This is a genomic window from Nocardioides sp. YIM B13467, assembly GCF_042788075.1.
Lineage (GTDB): Bacteria > Actinomycetota > Actinomycetes > Propionibacteriales > Nocardioidaceae > Nocardioides.
In genome coordinates, this window is sequence record NZ_JBHZPJ010000046.1 from 4,184,646 (window position 1) to 4,199,582 (window position 14,937).

The following is a 14,937-nucleotide window of genomic DNA, read 5'->3' on the forward strand; positions in this document are numbered from 1 at the left end:
GTTCAGGCCTCCAGGTGACGGGTGAGGAACTCGGTCTGGTCGGCGACGACGGTCTCGAACGGTTCGCCGAGGTAGATGTCGAAGTGGCCGGCGTCGTACCGCTTGATCTCGCCGCGAGGCGCCGTGCGCGCGTAGGCGAGCGTCTCTTCGGGCGGCGTGACGGAGTCGTGGTCGCAGATGCAGAAGAGGATCGGCATCCGTACGTCCTTGGCGAGCTTGCCCGGACGATGACGGGTGATGGTGGGGGCTACGCGGGCGGCGACCTCGTTGACGAAGCCGGTGTCCTCCGGGACGAGGGCGAGGTAGCCGGGCAGGGCGTCCGGGGCGGTCATCAGCGCCTTCTCCCCCGGCGCCCCGGCCAGCGTGATGAGCACAGGGTCCCGCCGCAGGGTCGCTGCGACGAGATCGCGGGCGACGGTGGGCAGCAGCCGCATCGTGCCGACCGGGCCGAGAGCGCGGGCCGACGCGAGGCCGTCGGTGAACGGGCACTGGGACACCGCCGCGCGCAGCTCCGGATGGCGGGAGGCGACGACGATGGCGTGACCGCCACCGAACGAGCTCCCCCACACCGCGACGCGGGTGCCGTCGACGTCGGGGCGCGCCTTGACGTACGCGATGGCGGCGTCCCAGTCGGCCAGCTGCCGTTTGATCGACAGCAGCTGCCGGGGCTGGCCGGTGGAGTCGCCGAAGTGGCGATAGGTGAACGCGAGCGCCGCGATCCCGGCCTGGGCGAATCGCTCGGCGAACGCGTCCAGGCGCATCTCCCGGGTGGCGCCCAGACCATGCCCGAGGATCACCACGGGAGGATTGGTGACGCCGTCGGGCAGGAAGAGCCAGGCGGCGCAGGTGTCGCCGGCCGAGTCGAAGCCGACATCGTGGCGGGTGACGGTGTGGCCGCTCATCGCCGGACCTCCTGACGCTCGGCCCCGGCACCACGGGTGGTGCCGGCATGGAGCACTTCCTCGAAGACTCCGGGCTGATACAGCGGCAGCTCACCAGCAGCCTCCGTGTTGGCCATGTAGTCGAGCATCAGCTCCTGGCCGATGTCGGAGAGCGCGGTGGCGAGGAACTCGGAGCGTTCGATGTGCAGCCCCTCCTCGAGGCTCGTCGAGCCGCCGAAGTAGACCGACCGCTTGATCGCCGCGCGCGACGCCTTCGGCCGCGACCCCAGGTGCTCGGCCAGCTCGATCGCTCGGTCGAGCACCTGGTCCGGCGTCACGACCTCGTCGACCGCGCCGATCTCCAGCGCTTGCGCAGGTGTGAACGGCTCGCCGGACAGGATCGCGAGCAGCGCCTTGTGGTTGCCGACCAGGCGCGGAAGCCGCTGGCTGCCACCGCCGCCGGGCATGATCCCGAGCAGGACCTCCGGCTGACCGATGACGTAGTCCCCCTCAGCCATGACCCGCAGGTCGTTGGCCCAGCTGAACTCGGCCCCGAGACCGAGCGCCGACCCGTTCAGGGCCGCGACGAATACGACGCCGCTGCGGTTCATCTTCAGGAACGTCTGGTGCACCCGCTCGAGCTGGACCGCCGGCCACAGCGGTGTCCTGCCGAGCGCTGCCTTCAGTCCGCCGGCCCGGTTCACCCCGCGCGCCGTGCGGGCGAGGGCGGAGGCACCCCGGACGCCGACCGAGGGGACGGTGGCCCCGCCCTCCTGCAGCCAGCGCACCTCGGCGTGCGAGACGAAGCGGTCCGGATGGGTGCCGGTGAACACGACGGCCTGGATCGCCGGATCGCTGTCCGCGCGGTCGACGAGCGCGTCGAGCTGCTCGGCGATGTCGTTGCCGAACAGCCCGAGCGGACCGCCATCGATGCGGGCGATCAGCACCGGGCCGCGGTCCTCGATCTCGAGGTCGCCTCGTACTTCTTCTGTCATGACCGGTCTCCGTTGCATGTGCTGCGAGCGCGTTCGTGCGACGCTTGTCACACGACAATAACGAAGTTATCGTGACGCCACAACCCCGAGGAGATGTCATGAACAGCACCACTCATCCCCCGTTCGACCACGACTGGGTCGTGGTCGGGTCCGGCTTCGGCGGGAGCGTCGCCGCCCTGCGCCTGGCCGAGAAGGGTCACCGGGTCGCGGTCCTCGAGCGCGGCCGCGCGTACGCCGACGAAGAGCTGCCCGCATCGGCAGCCGACAGCCGCCGCTTCATTTGGGCGCCAGAGATCGGGCTTCGCGGGATCATGCGCAACGTGCTCTTCCGGGACGTGTTCAGCTCCACCCAGACCGGGGTCGGCGGCGGAAGCCTCGTGTACGGCGGCGTCCTGTTTCGCCCGCATGAGGCCTTCTTCGCCAACTCCCAGTGGGCAGGGCTCGACCGATGGGAGGAGACCCTCGAGCCTCACTACCGCGAAGCGGAGCGGATGCTCGGGGCGCGTACGACGCCGTGGGAGTCCGTGACGAGCGGGCTGACCCGCGAGGTCGCCGACCGGTTCGGTGGCAGCTTCTCTGCGGCGCCGGTCGGGGTCTTCTTCGGCGAGCCGGGCGTCACGGTGCCGGATCCCTACTTCGGCGGCGAAGGCCCGGACCGCACCGGCTGCACCCGGTGCGGGCAGTGCATGACCGGGTGCCGTACCGGTGCCGCCAACCGGCTCACCAAGAACTACCTCTGGTTCGCCCAGAAGCACGGCGCACAGATCTTCGCCGAGCGCGAGGTGGTCGACGTGACTCCGCTCGGCGCGGCCGACGGCAGCGACGGCTACCGGGTCACCACCCGCGGTCCCGGAGGCCTCCGGCGCGGCCGCCGCACGAGCATCACCACGCGCGGGGTCGTGTTCGCCGCCGGCGCGGTGGGCACCAACGCCCTCCTCGCGGACTGCAAGCACCGTGGGACACTTCCCGCGCTCAGCGACCGCCTGGGCCACCTCGCGCGTACGAACAGCGAGGCGGTGCTCTCCGTCCTGCTCCCCGAGGACGTCTGCACCTGGCGCGACGTCACCGCGAGCAGCCGGGTGGTCCTCGACGGCGACACCCAGATCGAGTTCCTCACCTACGGCCCGCGCGGCGACTTCATGCGCCTGATGTTCACGGTCCTGGTGGGCGAGGGCCGGGGTGTACGGCGCCTGTCGGCCTGGCTCCGCACCGTGGTGCGCCACCCCCGCCGCTGGTTCTCGACGATGCGATCGGGCTGGTCGGCACGCACCTTGATGATGCTGGTCATGCAGCCGCGAGACAACGCGATCCGGTTCGTCGCGCGGAAGCGACTCCTAGGGACGGGATATCGGCTCACCACCGGGCGCGACACCGAACGGCCCGCGCCGACGTACATCGACGCAGGCCACCGGGTCGCGAAGTGGCTGGCCCAACGCACCGGAGGCATCGCGCAGAGCAGCGTCTTCGAGGTGTTCGGCAACCGGCCGATGACCGCCCATGTGCTCGGTGGCGCCGTGGTCGGCACGAGCCCGGCCACCGGAGTCGTCGACGCCGAGCTGCAGGTGTTCGGCTACCGAAACATGGTCATCTGCGACGCCGCCGCCCTTCCGGCCAACCCGGGCGTCAACCCGGCCCTGACGATCACGGCACTGGCCGAGCACGCCATGTCGCACATCTCCGACGCCGGTTTGGGACGATGACGGCCATGTCGAGGAATTCCACGATGACGGACGGCCCCTCCAACGGGATCCCGGAGCGACTCATCGCCGCCGCCGTCACGATGCTCGCCGAGGAGGGCCCCTCGGCCATCAAGGCCAGGACGGTCGCTGCGAAGGCCGGCATGTCGAGCATGGTCGTCTACAACTACTTCGGCGGCGTCCCGGAGCTGCTCGGTGCCGTGGTGGACCACGGCTTCGACCAGCTGGGCGAGGCGTTCGCTCAGATCGGTGCCAGCGAGGACGCCATCGCCGACCTGTTCACGATGGCACTGACCACGCTGTCCTACGCCCAGGCGAACCCGCACCTGTACGACGCCATGTTCGGCCTCTCCACCAGGGCGACCTACCGACCCACCCCGACCAAGGGCGAGCGGCGAGCCGGACACTCCCCCGCGTTCAACGCCGCCTACGCGCACGTGGTCGAGGCGGCCACGCGGCTGAGCACCACCAGCGACCTCACCATCGACAACCCGAGAGCGGCCGCCGGGGCCATGTGGAGTTACGTCCACGGCTACATCACCCTCGACCTGGCCAACCACTTCGTCGAGTTCGCCGACCCGGTCCGAGAGGTGCTGGTCCCGATGGGCGTCACGTTCTGCGTCGGCCTCGGAGCCGACCCCGCTTCCGCCCTCGCCTCGCACGAGACCGCACTCTTGCGCGCCTGGCACCCAGGCCCATGATCAGTCCGGTCGGCTCATCGCCGCTCTGGACGCCGCGGACTCGGTCTTCGGGCCGAGGAAGTCCAGGACCTCGGGGACGAACTCGTGGTGGTACTGGAACACGCCGCCGTGACCGGAGGACGGGTAGATCCGCAGCCGGGAGTCGGGGAGCCGGGCCGCCATGTCCTTGGAGTGCTCGCTGGCGACCATCAGGTCCTTGTCACCGTTGGCTACGAAGACCGGGATCTTGATCTGCTCCAGGTCGTCGGCGGAATGCATCCCGGCGCTGGTGATCGCACGCAGCTGAGCCAGGCCCGCCTGCGAGGAGATCGGCTTGTCCCGACCCGTCGTACGCTCCGCGAGCCGCTCGAAGTAGGCGTTGGCCGCCTTCTTGCCTTCGGTGGTGCGCGGGAAGAAGAGGAAGTGGCGCGGGTCCTTCCGAGTCAGGAACGCCTTGGTGTAGGCACCACCGACGATGAACGGCATCTTCCAGATGCCGCCGCCACCGCGCGGGCCGCTGCCGGCGACCACCATGCGGCGTACGAGGTCGGGCGCCTGGAGGGCGACCATCTGGGCGACGGCACCGCCGAGCGAGAAGCCGATCAGGTCGACCTGCTCGTGGCCGAGCGCACGGATGAAGGCGATCGCGTCGGCCCCCATGTCCTCGATGTCGTTCGGCACCCGGCCGCCGGTCGCGCCGACGCCGCGGTTGTCGAAGGCGATCACGTGGTGCTGGGAGGCGACGCCGTCGAGGACGCGCGGGTCCCAGTCGTCGAGGACGGCGGTGAAGTGGTGCAGGAACACCACCGGTACGCCGCCGGGCTTTCCGAGCTCGCGGTAGGCGAACGAGGTGCCGCCGACGTCGATCGTCTTGTTGGGAGTGGTCTTCCAGGTGGTGGTCATGGCTTGTTCCTTCGTGAGAGTGCCGCCGGGACGGCGACGGGAGGCGTGGAAAGGCGGGCATCGAGACGGGCGAGGACGTCGAGGATGCGGCGGTCGCGGGCGAAGCGGGAGTCGAGCACGGGCCCCAGGAAGCCGCGCCAGGAGGAGACCGGACGCCACAGGTTCGGCCGGATGACGCGGGCCGCGCGCGCCTCGAGTCCGTCGGCGATACCGGCCGCGGCCTGCGCCGGGGTGATCCGCTTCAACATCGCCTTGGGCAGCGCGCCGAGCAGCTCCATGACGACCGGGTCCTCGTCGACGCCGCGGGCGATCATGTCGGTCTGGACGAGCGAGAAGTAGGCCGTGAGGACCGAGACACCGTGGTCGGCGAGCTCGACACGGAGGCCGCGTCCGAGCTGCTCGACGGCCGCCTTGCTCATGGCGTACGGAATCGTGCCCATGCCGTTGAGGAAGGCGAACACGGAACTGATCAGGACGACCTGGCCACGCTGCGCGATCACGTGGGGCAGCGCGGCCGAGACCGTGTTCGCGACACCGGTCACGTTGACCGCGAGGGTGGCCTCGATGTCCGCGGTGGGCGTGTTGCGCAGCGTCGCGGCCTTGGCCAGGAGACCGGCGTTGGCGATCACGACGTCGAGTCGGCCGTACCGGTCGACGGTCTGGGTGACCGCCGCCTGGAGCGAGGCGGGGTCGCGTACGTCGGCGACGCATCCGAAGGTGTCGGTCGCATGCAGCTCACCGGCCCGCTCGGGCGTCGTCTGGTCGATGTCGGCGACCGCCACGCGGGCTCCTCGCTCGAGCAGGGTGCGGACCGTGGCGGCACCGATCCCGCCGCTGCCACCGGTGACCAGGACGACCTTGTCGGCGAGGTCGTAGGCGCGGCGGCTCATTTCAGGCCCCGGCGCGGCGCGAACGAGACCCGGCCGTTGCGGCGCACCATGGCCACCGCGGTGCGCAGCACACCACGGTCGAGATCCGGCTCCTGCCCGCGGGCGAGCCGGTGCATCTGGTCGGTGTTCCAGGCGAGGTTGAGGACTCCGTCGAGAGCCTTCAGATCTGCGAACCGGCCGAGCAGACCGCGCATGCCGGGACCGATCTCGTGGGTGCTCAGCTCCGCTGCGTGTCCCTTGAGGATCACATCGGCGGAGTCGGTGGTCGTCACCGTCGGGCGCCCGATGCCGATGAGGTCGCAGTCCCCGGCGGTGAGCGCCTCCTGCATCCCGGAGCGCGAACGGAACCCGCCGGTCACCGCGAGCGGTACGTCTCCGGCCGCCTCTCGAACGGACCGCGCGTAGTCGAGGAAGTACGCCTCACGTGCCCGCGTCGAGGAGGCGGCCGAGCCCGACATGGCCGGTGACTCGTAGTTGCCGCCACTGACCTCGATCAGATCCACCTCCTCCAGCGCCAGGGCCTCGACGACGGCGCGCGAGTCGTCCTCGGTGAACCCGCCACGCTGGAAGTCGGCGGAGTTGAGCTTCACAGACACGGCGAACCCGGGACCCACCCGGCCGCGTACGCGGCGTACGACCTCGATCAGGAAGCGCATCCGCCGCTCGGCGTCGCCGCCCCATTCGTCCTCGCGCAGGTTGGTCAGCGGCGAGAGGAACTGGGTGGCGAGGTAGCCGTGGGCCGCGTGGAGCTGTACGCCGTCGAAACCGGCATCCTCACAGACCTTCGCCGCGACGGCGAAGCGCTCGATGATCTCCTCGATCTCCGCGCCGGTGAGCTCGCGGGGAACGGCCGCACCGGGAAGCGCGAGCGGTACGGCGCTCGGCGCGACCGGCTGGTGGCCGAGGTCCATCAGATTGGACTGACGGCCGGGATGGTTGAGCTGGGCGAAGATCGCGGCGCCGCCGTCGTGTGCGGCCTTGGTCCACGCGGTCAGCTGCGGAAGGGCACGGTCGTCCTCGATCACGATGTTGCCCGGCTCCCCCAGGTGCCGGCGGTCGACCATGATGTTGCCGGTGACCAGCAGGCCATAGCCGCCCTGTGCCCACCGGCGGTAGAGCGTGACGATGCGCTCGTCGGGCGAGTTGTCCGCATCGCCCAGAGCCTCGCTCAGCGCCGCCTTGGCGATGCGGTTGGGCAGACGTACGCCGGACGGAAGGTCGAGCGGATCAGCAAGCGAGGCCATGGGATGCTCCAGTTCGTGGATTGCAGTACGTTCGTAATAGTATGATCGTAATGCTACGATTCTGACAACCCCTGGAAGGAGACTCACCCCATGGCGAGATACAGCCCGGAGCACAAGGAGGCGACACGGCGCCGGATGATCGAGACCGCCGGCCGTCGGTTCAAGAGCGACGGCATCGACGGCTCCGGCATCGCGACGCTGGTCGCCGACGCCGGTCTGACCAACGGTGCCTTCTACGGTCACTTCGACTCGAAGGACGATCTGGTCGCCTCGGTCGTGGCCCAGCAGCTCGCCGACCAGGTCGCCGTAGTCGACGCGCTGGCGCCTGGCGCCGCATCCGTCGAGGCCTTCCTCCGCGAGTATCTCTCCCCCGCACACCGCGACGATCTCGCCAACGGCTGCCCGTCGGCCGCCCTGCTGGACGAGATCGGCCGCTGCGGCGAGACCACCCGAGACGCCTACACCGACGGCGCCCGCTCGATGATCGAGGCGATCTCGCGCCGCCTCGACGGCGAAAACGCTCAGCAGATCGACGAGCGTGCGATCGGCATCTTCACGCTTCTGGTCGGCTCCGTGCAGCTGGCTCGAGCGGTCACCGACACCGAGCTGTCCGACCGCATCCTCGCCGCTGCGTACACCCAAGCCATGACCATCGCGAGTGCCCGTCCGGGGCCCGCGACAACACCCACCCCGGAGTCGCCGTCGCATGGGGCCTTCTCGAGCACGGCGATCGATTCGCAGATCCGGTCCACGTCTTGTGCTGACGCGCGGGACGAATGAGTCTATGAGAGCACATGTCACCACTCGATGACCGCTCCTGGCTCTCCTGTCCCGCGACCTTCCAGGACGAGAAGGGCCCGACCTGCGTGCGTTCAACCTGCGCGCCGACGACTTGCCGACCACGACATCCCTCAGTTCGAGCGTGACATCTCCGTCAACCTAGGTGCGTCATGCGGAGGCCAGGAAGCTACGGAGGATCCGAGTCGTTTCTGCGGGGAACTGGTCGACGAAGAAGTGTCCGCTGGGCAGAGTCGCCGTGCGCATGTGTGACAGCCGGGCCGACCACACTTGCTCCATGTCGATGAGTCGAGCGATTCCCCGTTCACCCCAGAGCACCAGGGCCGGGCAGTCGACCTTGCGGTGGAGATCGGCTTCGTCCAGGCGTACATCGACCTCGCCGGCGGCGCGGTAGTCGGCGCCGGTGGCGAAGATGAAGTCGCGATCGCGCCAGGATCGGCGGTAGGACGCGAGCTGTTCGGGGTCGAAGTCGCTCAGCTCCATCGCTCCCCAGCCGGTCAGGCAGCCCTCGAAGAAGTGGTCGGGGTTGGCCGCGATGATCTTCTCGGGGTACGGGGCCGGCTGTTGCAGGAAGTACCAGTGCCAGTAGGCCCTTGCCGTGGCCGCGTCGACGCGCTGGAACATGTCGTAGGTGGGCGCGATGTCCAGCAGAGCGAGCGAACGTACTGCCTCGGGGTGGTCGAGGGCCATGCGATGCGCGGTCCGTGCACCGCGATCGTGGCCGACCACATGGAACTGCTCGAAGCCGAGGGTCCGCATGACATCGACCTGATCCTGCGCCATCTGGCGGAAGCTGTAGTTGGCCAGGTCCTCGTCCTGGACAGGCTTGTCCGAGTCACCGTAGCCACGCAGATCAGCGCAGACCACGGTGTAGTCGGCAGCAAGAGCTGGGGCGACCTGTGCCCACATCGAGAGGTTCTGCGGATAGCCGTGCAGGAGCAGCACGGGACTGCCACTGCCGCCGACGACCGTGTTGATGGTGATCGCGGTGCGGACCGCCTTCTGGCGGAAGTCGTCGAACATGACTCACACCCTCCCGTAGTTCCGCACCGCGCGACGCCCCCATCCGCCCCGTCCGCCTAGAAATTCGCTAGGCGTTGACGTCGACGACCGTCCGCCCGCGCACTGTTCCGGCGAGCACCTGCTCGGCCACCTTGGCTGCCTGACCGAGAGGCACCGTCGTGGCCATCTGCTCGAGCAGGTCTGCGTCGAGCTTCGCGGCGAGCAGGTCCCAGGCGTCGTTCCGCTTGGTCTGCGGAGCGTTGACCGAGTCGATCCCGGCTAGGGTGACGCTCCGCAGGATGAACGGCGCCACCGATCCCGGAAGGTCGAGTCCCTGGGCGAGCCCGCAGTTCGCCACGACTCCCCCGTAATGGATCTGGCTGAGCACGTTCACCAGTGTGTGGCTGCCGACGCTGTCGACGCCGCCTGCCCATCGCTCGCTCTGGAGGGGCGCCGCGGCCGGCTCCGAAAGCTCCCCGCGCGAGACGATCGTGGAGGCGCCCAGATGGCGCAGGTACGCCTCTTCGGCGGGTCGTCCGGTCGAGGCGTGCACCTCGTAGCCGAGCGCGGCGAGCAGTGCGATCGCCACCGATCCAACGCCACCAGCCGCACCGGTGACGATGACCGGTCCGTCCTGGGGCTTCACCCCGTGCTGTTGCAGGGCCACGACACTGAGCCCGGCGGTGTATCCGGCGGTGCCGATCGCCATCGCCTGCCAGGTGGTGAAGCGCTCAGGTATCCGCGTGATCCATGCTGCGGGCACTCGTGCCTTGGTGGCGAAGCCACCATTGTGGTTCACGGCCAGTCCCCATCCGTTGACGGCGACCGCATCGCCCGGCGAGAACCCGGACTCGGCGGAAGCCTCGACCACGCGGCCGGCGAGGTCGATGCCGGCGACCACCGGGAAGCGCTCGACCACCGGTACGGCACCGGTCACGCCCAGCCCGTCCTTGAAGTTGACCGCCGAGTACTCGACGGCGATCGTGACGTCGCCGTCTCCGATGTCTTCGTCGGGGATCTCGGTGAGCTCGGCGCGCTGGCCGGCGTCGTCCTTCAGGATCTGTACTGCTCTCATCTGGTCTCCTTGGAAGGTGCTTGGTCGGCCTCGGGCTGTCCGAGGTCCGCGGAAGGACGGGCGGCGGTCACGCCAGGCAGAAGCCGGCGTCGATCTTGAACTCGAGACCGGTGACGAAACGGGCCTCGTCCGAGACGAGGAACAGCACGGCGTCGCTGACGTCCTGGGCGTCGACCCATGGGGTCGGCATCGGGTTCAGCGTCGCGAAGACCTCGGCCGCCTGCTCGCGCGTCGGGGTGTCGATGTGGGGCACGAACAGCTTGTGCACGGCCTCGTTCTGCACCATGGGTGTGTCTGCGATGCTGGGGTTGACGGTGTTGACCCGGATCTTTTCGGCGGCCAGCTCGAGTGCCATGACCCTCATCAGGCCGATGACACCGGACTTTGCGGCGACGTAGTGGGCCATGTTCGGCATCGCCCGGATGCCGAGCGCGGAACTGGTCAAGACGATCGATCCACCCGCGCCTCCTGCTCGGATGTGCGGGATCGCGGCCTTGGCGGCGTGGTAGACGCCGGTGAGGTTGACGTCGATCATGTCCCGCCAGCTCTGCTCCGGCAGGGTTTCAGTCGAGGCTGCCGAGAGGATCCCGGCGTTCGCCACGGCGATGTCGAGCCGTCCGAGTTCCGCGACGCCGTCCGTCACAGCGGCCTCGAGTGCCGAGAGGTCCCTCACGTCGGCGTGGCTCGCCACGATCTTGCGGCCGAGGCCCTGGACGAGGTTCACCGTCTCCTTGAGGTCGGCCTCGGTCGCCAGCGGGTACGGCACGGAATCGATCGGTGCGCAGATGTCGACCGCGATGATGTCGGCTCCCTCTGAGGCCAGTCGGACGGCATGTGCCCTGCCCTGTCCCCGGGCTGCCCCGGTGATGAAGGCGACCTTGCCTTCGACGCGTCCAGTCATGTTTTAGCTCCTTGGTTGTGTGGATGAGTCCTGGAATCAGATCTTGTTGGCGAAGCCGCCATCGACCGTCAGAGTCGTCCCAGTGACGTAGCGGCCGTCGTCGGAGACGAGGTAGAGGACCGCATTGGTGACGTCTTCGACCGAGACGAGGCCCACTGGCATCGCGTTGGCGACATGGGAGACGAGCTCGGGGTTCTCCTCGAGGAAGGCGTCGATCGACGGGGTGACGATCATGGGCGTCTCCACCCCGGTCGGGTGCACGGTGTTCACCCGGATGGAGTGGGCCGCCAGGTTGTTGGCGTAGGACCGCATCAGCCCGACCAGGCCGTGCTTCGAAGCGACGTACGCAAGCGACCCCCGGGACGGACCCAGGATTCCGCGCAGACCCGCTGTCGAGCTGGTCAGCACGATGGCACCGCCCGCGCCGCGCTCGATCATCGACGGTACGACTGTCTCCAGGGTGTTGAAGACACCCGTGAGGTTGATGTCGATCGTGTCCTGCCACGCCTCGTGCGGCTGGTCCACCGCGAACAGGGCAACCCCCGCGTTGGCGATGACGATGTCCACCGGGCCGATCTCGGCTACGCCCTCCCGGAACGCCTCCTCGAGCTGCTGCTCGTCACGTACGTCCACCTCGACGGAGATCGCCCGACGCCCCAGTGCCTCGACTGCCTTGCGGGTCTCGACCAGGTCCTCGGATGTGGCCAGGTCGTAGCGCGCGGACGGCAGCTGCCTGCACATGTCCAGCGCGATGATGTCGGCGCCCTCCGCGGCCAGTCGCAGCGCATGGCCACGCCCCTGTCCGCGGGCCGCCCCGGTGATGAACGCCACCTTGTTCTCGACTCGTCCCATGAGCTTCTCCTCGTTGTTCGAACTGAACGGAATCGGCCGTCACGGCCGTTCCGTGTGAAAGCGAGGCGTCGTGGCTGCGGTGCAGCCCGGCGTCGTGGTCGATCAGCGCGCCGCCTGGGCCTCGATCGCGCCAAAGGCCTCCCGAAGGCGGTCGACGACATCGGGATCCTCGATCGTCGGTGGCACCTGGACCGGCCCTCCGGTGGCGAGGTCGCGGAGCGTACGACGAAGGATCTTCCCCGAACGGGTCTTCGGAAGCTGGTCGACGACAAGAACCGTCCGGAAGGACGCAACTGCGCCGATCCGCTCACGGACCATCGCCACCAGCTCGCCCGTGATGGCGGCTGGGTCACGGTCGGCGCGCGCCTTGAGCACGACCAGTCCCGTCGGCAGCTCGCCCTTCAACGGATCGGGTGCACCGATCACCGCACACTCGGCAACATCAGGATGGGCGGCCAGCACCTCCTCCATCGCACCCGTGGACAACCGGTGCCCGGCCACGTTGATGATGTCGTCGGTGCGGCCGAGCACCCAGACGTCACCGTCCCCATCGACGCGCCCGGCGTCACCCGTGCGGTACCAGCCCGGAAAGTCCTCCAGGTACGACGCCCGGTAGCCCTCGTCGTCGCCCCACAACGTGGGTGCGCATCCCGGTGGAAGCGGAAGTCGGATCGCGAGGTTGCCGGTCTCCCCCGCGGCCAGCGCACTGCCGAGATCATCGAGCGCGGCGACCTCGAACCCCGGGCTCGGTCGCCCTCCGGAGCCAGGCTTGAACGGGGTCAGCTCTCCGCCCCGGAACCGGGCCGTGATCGGCCAACCGGTCTCGGTCTGCCACCAGTTGTCGATGACAGGTCGGCCAAGCTGCTCCTGCAACCAGATCGCGGTCGGGGGGTCACAGCGTTCGCCGGCCAGGAACACCGCCTGCAGCGAGGACAGGTCGTGTTCCGACTTCAGGTCCAGCTCCGGGTCCTGACGCCTGATCGCCCGAATCGCGGTGGGTGCGGTGAAGAGGACGTTGACCCGGTGCCGCTCGATCACACGCCAGAACGCGGCCGCGTCCGGCGTGCCCACCGGCTTGCCCTCGTACATCACCGAGGTCAGCCCGGCGAGCAGCGGCGCGTAGACGATGTAGGAATGCCCGACCACCCACCCCACATCCGAGGCGGCCCAGTAGACATCTCCTTCCCCGAGTCCGAAGATCGTCGGGATCGAGGACGCGAGGGCCACCGCGTGACCACCGTTGTCCCGGACGATGCCCTTCGGCCGACCCGTCGTACCCGAGGTGTGCAGGATGTACAGCGGATCCGTCGCCCCCACAGGCACCGGATCATGCGGGCTCGCCGCCCGCTCCGCGGCCAGCAGGTCGTGGTCCCGACCTGGCATCAGCTCCGCCGGTGCCTGCGGACGTTGGAGCACGAAGCACGCCCCCGGGCGATGGCGCGCAAGCGTGAGCGCCTCGTCGAGCACCGGCTTGTACTCCACCACCCGGCCTGGTTCCAGTCCGCACGATGCCGCGATCACGACGCGCGGAGTCGTGGCGTCGATCCGCGTCGCCAGCTCGGAGGACGCAAAGCCGCCGAACACCACCGAGTGGACAGCGCCGAGTCGTGCGCACGCCAGCATCGCGATCGCCGCCTCCGGAATCATCGGCATGTAGATGACCACCCGATCGCCCCGGCCCACGCCTACACCAGCGAGTGCCCCGGCCAACTTGGCGACCCGGTCGCGAAGCTCGCGGTAGGTGTGGGTCACGACCTCACCAGTCATCGCGCTGTCCCAGACGAGCGCCGGGCGGTCACCAGCACCTGCCTCGACGTGACGATCCAGGCAGTTGTAGCTCGTGTTCAGCCGGCCGTCGGGAAACCAGCGGCCGTACGGGCCGTCGGCCGCGTCGAAGACCTCGGACCACGGCGTGTCCCAGGAGATCAGAGAGGCCTGCTCTCCCCAGTAGCCGAGCGGGTCCTCCCGCCAGCCCTGGTAGAGGTTGCCGTGGTCGGTCATCGAGGCGCTTCCGCGTCTTGGGCGCTGAGGAACCGGTTGACCTGGGCCGCAACGGTGTCCGGGTGCTGCTGGTGGGGCGCGTGGCCGGCCTGGGGGTAGATAGCCAGCTGCGCATTGGGCAGCTCGCGATACAGCAGCCACTCGTTCTTCAAGGGGAAGAAGTGGTCGTCGTCCCCGTTGATGATGAGCGCCGGCTGACGCAGTTCGGCTAGCCGCGCGAAGTGGTCGGTCTTGCCGCCCATGAAGTCCAGGATCAGGCCCACCATGGCCTGGATCGTCTCCTCGGAGACAAGCGGTTCACGATCGGTCCGCAGCGCGTGGCGCTCGATGTAGGCCCGGGTCTCGGCGTCACGGCCCTCCGAGAAGAAGAGATAGCGGACATCCTCAAAGGCGTACTCGGGCTTCAGAGCGATCTCGAAGACGATGTCCGTGGGCGGATCGGTCTCCGCGTTGCCCCCCGGCCCCGTCCCGATCAGCACGACATTACGCACCAGCTCGGGCTCCGCCATGGCGATCGCCTGGGCGACGAATCCGCCCATCGAAAAGCCCAGTATGTCGACGCTTGCAAGGCCGAGTGCACGCACGAACGAGGCCGCGTTGCGAGCCTTCTCGTCAACGGTCGTCGCCGGCGCTCCCGTCGACGAACCGACCGCCGCGTCACTGAACAAGATCACGTGCCGCTCCGCGGCCACAGCGTCCACGAAGGCCGGGTCCCAGTCATCCAAGGTCCCCCGAAACCTGTGCAGGAACACCAGGGGCGTCGCGTCGACCGGCTGCGCCGGACCGAGTTCGCGGTAGGCATACCGCACTCCGTCGACCTCGACGTACTTCGTCTCGATCTCCACCGAGCGGTACTTGCTGTCAATCACCAAAGAGCTCACAACACACCTCGTTCGCTTGAAGGACTGGTAACGAGTGGAATGTAACGCCCGTCACTACCATGACGCAAGTGACTACGATCATGGAATTTTCTCACTACGCGATGGGGCGGCCATCAGAACAGGGCCGCTCGGCTAGA

General features: G+C 68.7%; 14 protein-coding genes. 3 read left to right on the forward strand and 11 right to left on the reverse strand.

The features are described from left to right. Positions 1–2: 2 nt before the first annotated feature. A complete protein-coding gene (locus ACFX43_RS27295; protein ID WP_378839213.1) occupies positions 3–902 on the reverse strand; it encodes an alpha/beta hydrolase in 900 nt (299 codons plus the stop codon). Beyond that, a complete protein-coding gene (locus ACFX43_RS27300; RefSeq protein WP_378839216.1) occupies positions 899–1,876 on the reverse strand; it encodes an enoyl-CoA hydratase/isomerase family protein in 978 nt (325 codons plus the stop codon). The genes ACFX43_RS27295 and ACFX43_RS27300 overlap by 4 nt, the downstream gene beginning before the upstream one ends. A 98-nt stretch (positions 1,877–1,974) precedes the next feature. On the opposite strand from ACFX43_RS27300, the gene ACFX43_RS27305 reads away from it, so the two are divergent. Next, on the forward strand, positions 1,975–3,576 hold the full coding sequence (locus ACFX43_RS27305; RefSeq protein WP_378839221.1) for a GMC oxidoreductase: 1,602 nt from the start codon (positions 1,975–1,977) through the stop codon (positions 3,574–3,576). Positions 3,577–3,599: 23 nt separating this feature from the next. Continuing rightward, positions 3,600–4,274 carry a TetR/AcrR family transcriptional regulator gene (locus ACFX43_RS27310; protein WP_378839227.1) on the forward strand — a complete coding sequence of 225 codons (675 nt, stop codon included), beginning with the start codon at positions 3,600–3,602 and terminating at the stop codon, positions 4,272–4,274. Here ACFX43_RS27310 and ACFX43_RS27315 read toward each other — a convergent pair whose 3' ends face one another. From ACFX43_RS27315 to ACFX43_RS27325, 3 genes are read right to left on the reverse strand one after another with little or no spacing between them, the layout of a single operon-like run. Continuing rightward, on the reverse strand, positions 4,275–5,156 hold the full coding sequence (locus ACFX43_RS27315) for an alpha/beta fold hydrolase (RefSeq protein WP_378839230.1): 882 nt from the start codon (positions 5,154–5,156) through the stop codon (positions 4,275–4,277). After that, positions 5,153–6,046, reverse strand: coding sequence for an SDR family NAD(P)-dependent oxidoreductase (locus tag ACFX43_RS27320; RefSeq protein WP_378839235.1), 894 nt, complete (start codon positions 6,044–6,046; stop codon positions 5,153–5,155). The genes ACFX43_RS27315 and ACFX43_RS27320 overlap by 4 nt, the downstream gene beginning before the upstream one ends. Continuing rightward, on the reverse strand, positions 6,043–7,290 hold the full coding sequence (locus ACFX43_RS27325; protein WP_378839239.1) for an NADH:flavin oxidoreductase/NADH oxidase family protein: 1,248 nt from the start codon (positions 7,288–7,290) through the stop codon (positions 6,043–6,045). The genes ACFX43_RS27320 and ACFX43_RS27325 overlap by 4 nt, the downstream gene beginning before the upstream one ends. Before the next feature lie 90 nt (positions 7,291–7,380). Between ACFX43_RS27325 and ACFX43_RS27330 the strand changes: the two genes are divergently transcribed. Next, the gene (locus ACFX43_RS27330) at positions 7,381–8,070 is read left to right on the forward strand and encodes a TetR/AcrR family transcriptional regulator (RefSeq protein ID WP_378839243.1); all 690 of its coding nucleotides are present in this window, start codon (positions 7,381–7,383) and stop codon (positions 8,068–8,070) included. 168 nt (positions 8,071–8,238) lie between these two features. Here the strand turns inward: ACFX43_RS27330 and ACFX43_RS27335 are convergent, their stop codons facing one another. The 6 genes from ACFX43_RS27335 to ACFX43_RS27360 all read right to left on the reverse strand — a co-directional run bounded on the left by ACFX43_RS27335 (position 8,239) and on the right by ACFX43_RS27360 (position 14,800). Continuing rightward, a complete protein-coding gene (locus ACFX43_RS27335) occupies positions 8,239–9,111 on the reverse strand; it encodes an alpha/beta fold hydrolase (protein ID WP_378839248.1) in 873 nt (290 codons plus the stop codon). Positions 9,112–9,178: 67 nt separating this feature from the next. Continuing rightward, entirely contained in the window at positions 9,179–10,165 is a 987-nt protein-coding gene (locus tag ACFX43_RS27340) for an MDR family oxidoreductase (RefSeq protein WP_378839253.1), read from the reverse strand. A gap of 67 nt (positions 10,166–10,232) precedes the next feature. Continuing rightward, positions 10,233–11,066 carry a mycofactocin-coupled SDR family oxidoreductase gene (locus tag ACFX43_RS27345; protein ID WP_378839256.1) on the reverse strand — a complete coding sequence of 278 codons (834 nt, stop codon included), beginning with the start codon at positions 11,064–11,066 and terminating at the stop codon, positions 10,233–10,235. Positions 11,067–11,102: 36 nt separating this feature from the next. Further along, positions 11,103–11,918 (reverse strand): mycofactocin-coupled SDR family oxidoreductase, encoded by an 816-nt coding sequence (locus ACFX43_RS27350; RefSeq protein ID WP_378839263.1) that lies wholly within the window; start codon positions 11,916–11,918, stop codon positions 11,103–11,105. 102 nt (positions 11,919–12,020) lie between these two features. Next, a complete protein-coding gene (locus tag ACFX43_RS27355) occupies positions 12,021–13,919 on the reverse strand; it encodes an AMP-binding protein (protein WP_378839266.1) in 1,899 nt (632 codons plus the stop codon). After that, complete coding sequence (locus ACFX43_RS27360; RefSeq protein ID WP_378839269.1) at positions 13,916–14,800, reverse strand: alpha/beta fold hydrolase; 885 nt, start codon at positions 14,798–14,800, stop codon at positions 13,916–13,918. The genes ACFX43_RS27355 and ACFX43_RS27360 overlap by 4 nt, the downstream gene beginning before the upstream one ends. Positions 14,801–14,937 lie beyond the last annotated feature (137 nt).

Excerpts from the sequence above, each read along its gene's own strand:
- ACFX43_RS27295 (WP_378839213.1), bottom strand. The coding sequence starts at position 902 with ATGAGCGGCCACACCGTCACCCGCCACGATGTCGGCTTCGACTCGGCC.
- ACFX43_RS27300 (WP_378839216.1), bottom strand. The coding sequence starts at position 1,876 with ATGACAGAAGAAGTACGAGGCGACCTCGAGATCGAGGACCGCGGCCCG.
- ACFX43_RS27305 (WP_378839221.1), top strand. The coding sequence starts at position 1,975 with ATGAACAGCACCACTCATCCCCCGTTCGACCACGACTGGGTCGTGGTC.
- ACFX43_RS27310 (WP_378839227.1), top strand. The coding sequence starts at position 3,600 with ATGACGGACGGCCCCTCCAACGGGATCCCGGAGCGACTCATCGCCGCC.
- ACFX43_RS27315 (WP_378839230.1), bottom strand. The coding sequence starts at position 5,156 with ATGACCACCACCTGGAAGACCACTCCCAACAAGACGATCGACGTCGGC.
- ACFX43_RS27320 (WP_378839235.1), bottom strand. The coding sequence starts at position 6,046 with ATGAGCCGCCGCGCCTACGACCTCGCCGACAAGGTCGTCCTGGTCACC.
- ACFX43_RS27325 (WP_378839239.1), bottom strand. The coding sequence starts at position 7,290 with ATGGCCTCGCTTGCTGATCCGCTCGACCTTCCGTCCGGCGTACGTCTG.
- ACFX43_RS27330 (WP_378839243.1), top strand. The coding sequence starts at position 7,381 with ATGGCGAGATACAGCCCGGAGCACAAGGAGGCGACACGGCGCCGGATG.
- ACFX43_RS27335 (WP_378839248.1), bottom strand. The coding sequence starts at position 9,111 with ATGTTCGACGACTTCCGCCAGAAGGCGGTCCGCACCGCGATCACCATC.
- ACFX43_RS27340 (WP_378839253.1), bottom strand. The coding sequence starts at position 10,165 with ATGAGAGCAGTACAGATCCTGAAGGACGACGCCGGCCAGCGCGCCGAG.
- ACFX43_RS27345 (WP_378839256.1), bottom strand. The coding sequence starts at position 11,066 with ATGACTGGACGCGTCGAAGGCAAGGTCGCCTTCATCACCGGGGCAGCC.
- ACFX43_RS27350 (WP_378839263.1), bottom strand. The coding sequence starts at position 11,918 with ATGGGACGAGTCGAGAACAAGGTGGCGTTCATCACCGGGGCGGCCCGC.
- ACFX43_RS27355 (WP_378839266.1), bottom strand. The coding sequence starts at position 13,919 with ATGACCGACCACGGCAACCTCTACCAGGGCTGGCGGGAGGACCCGCTC.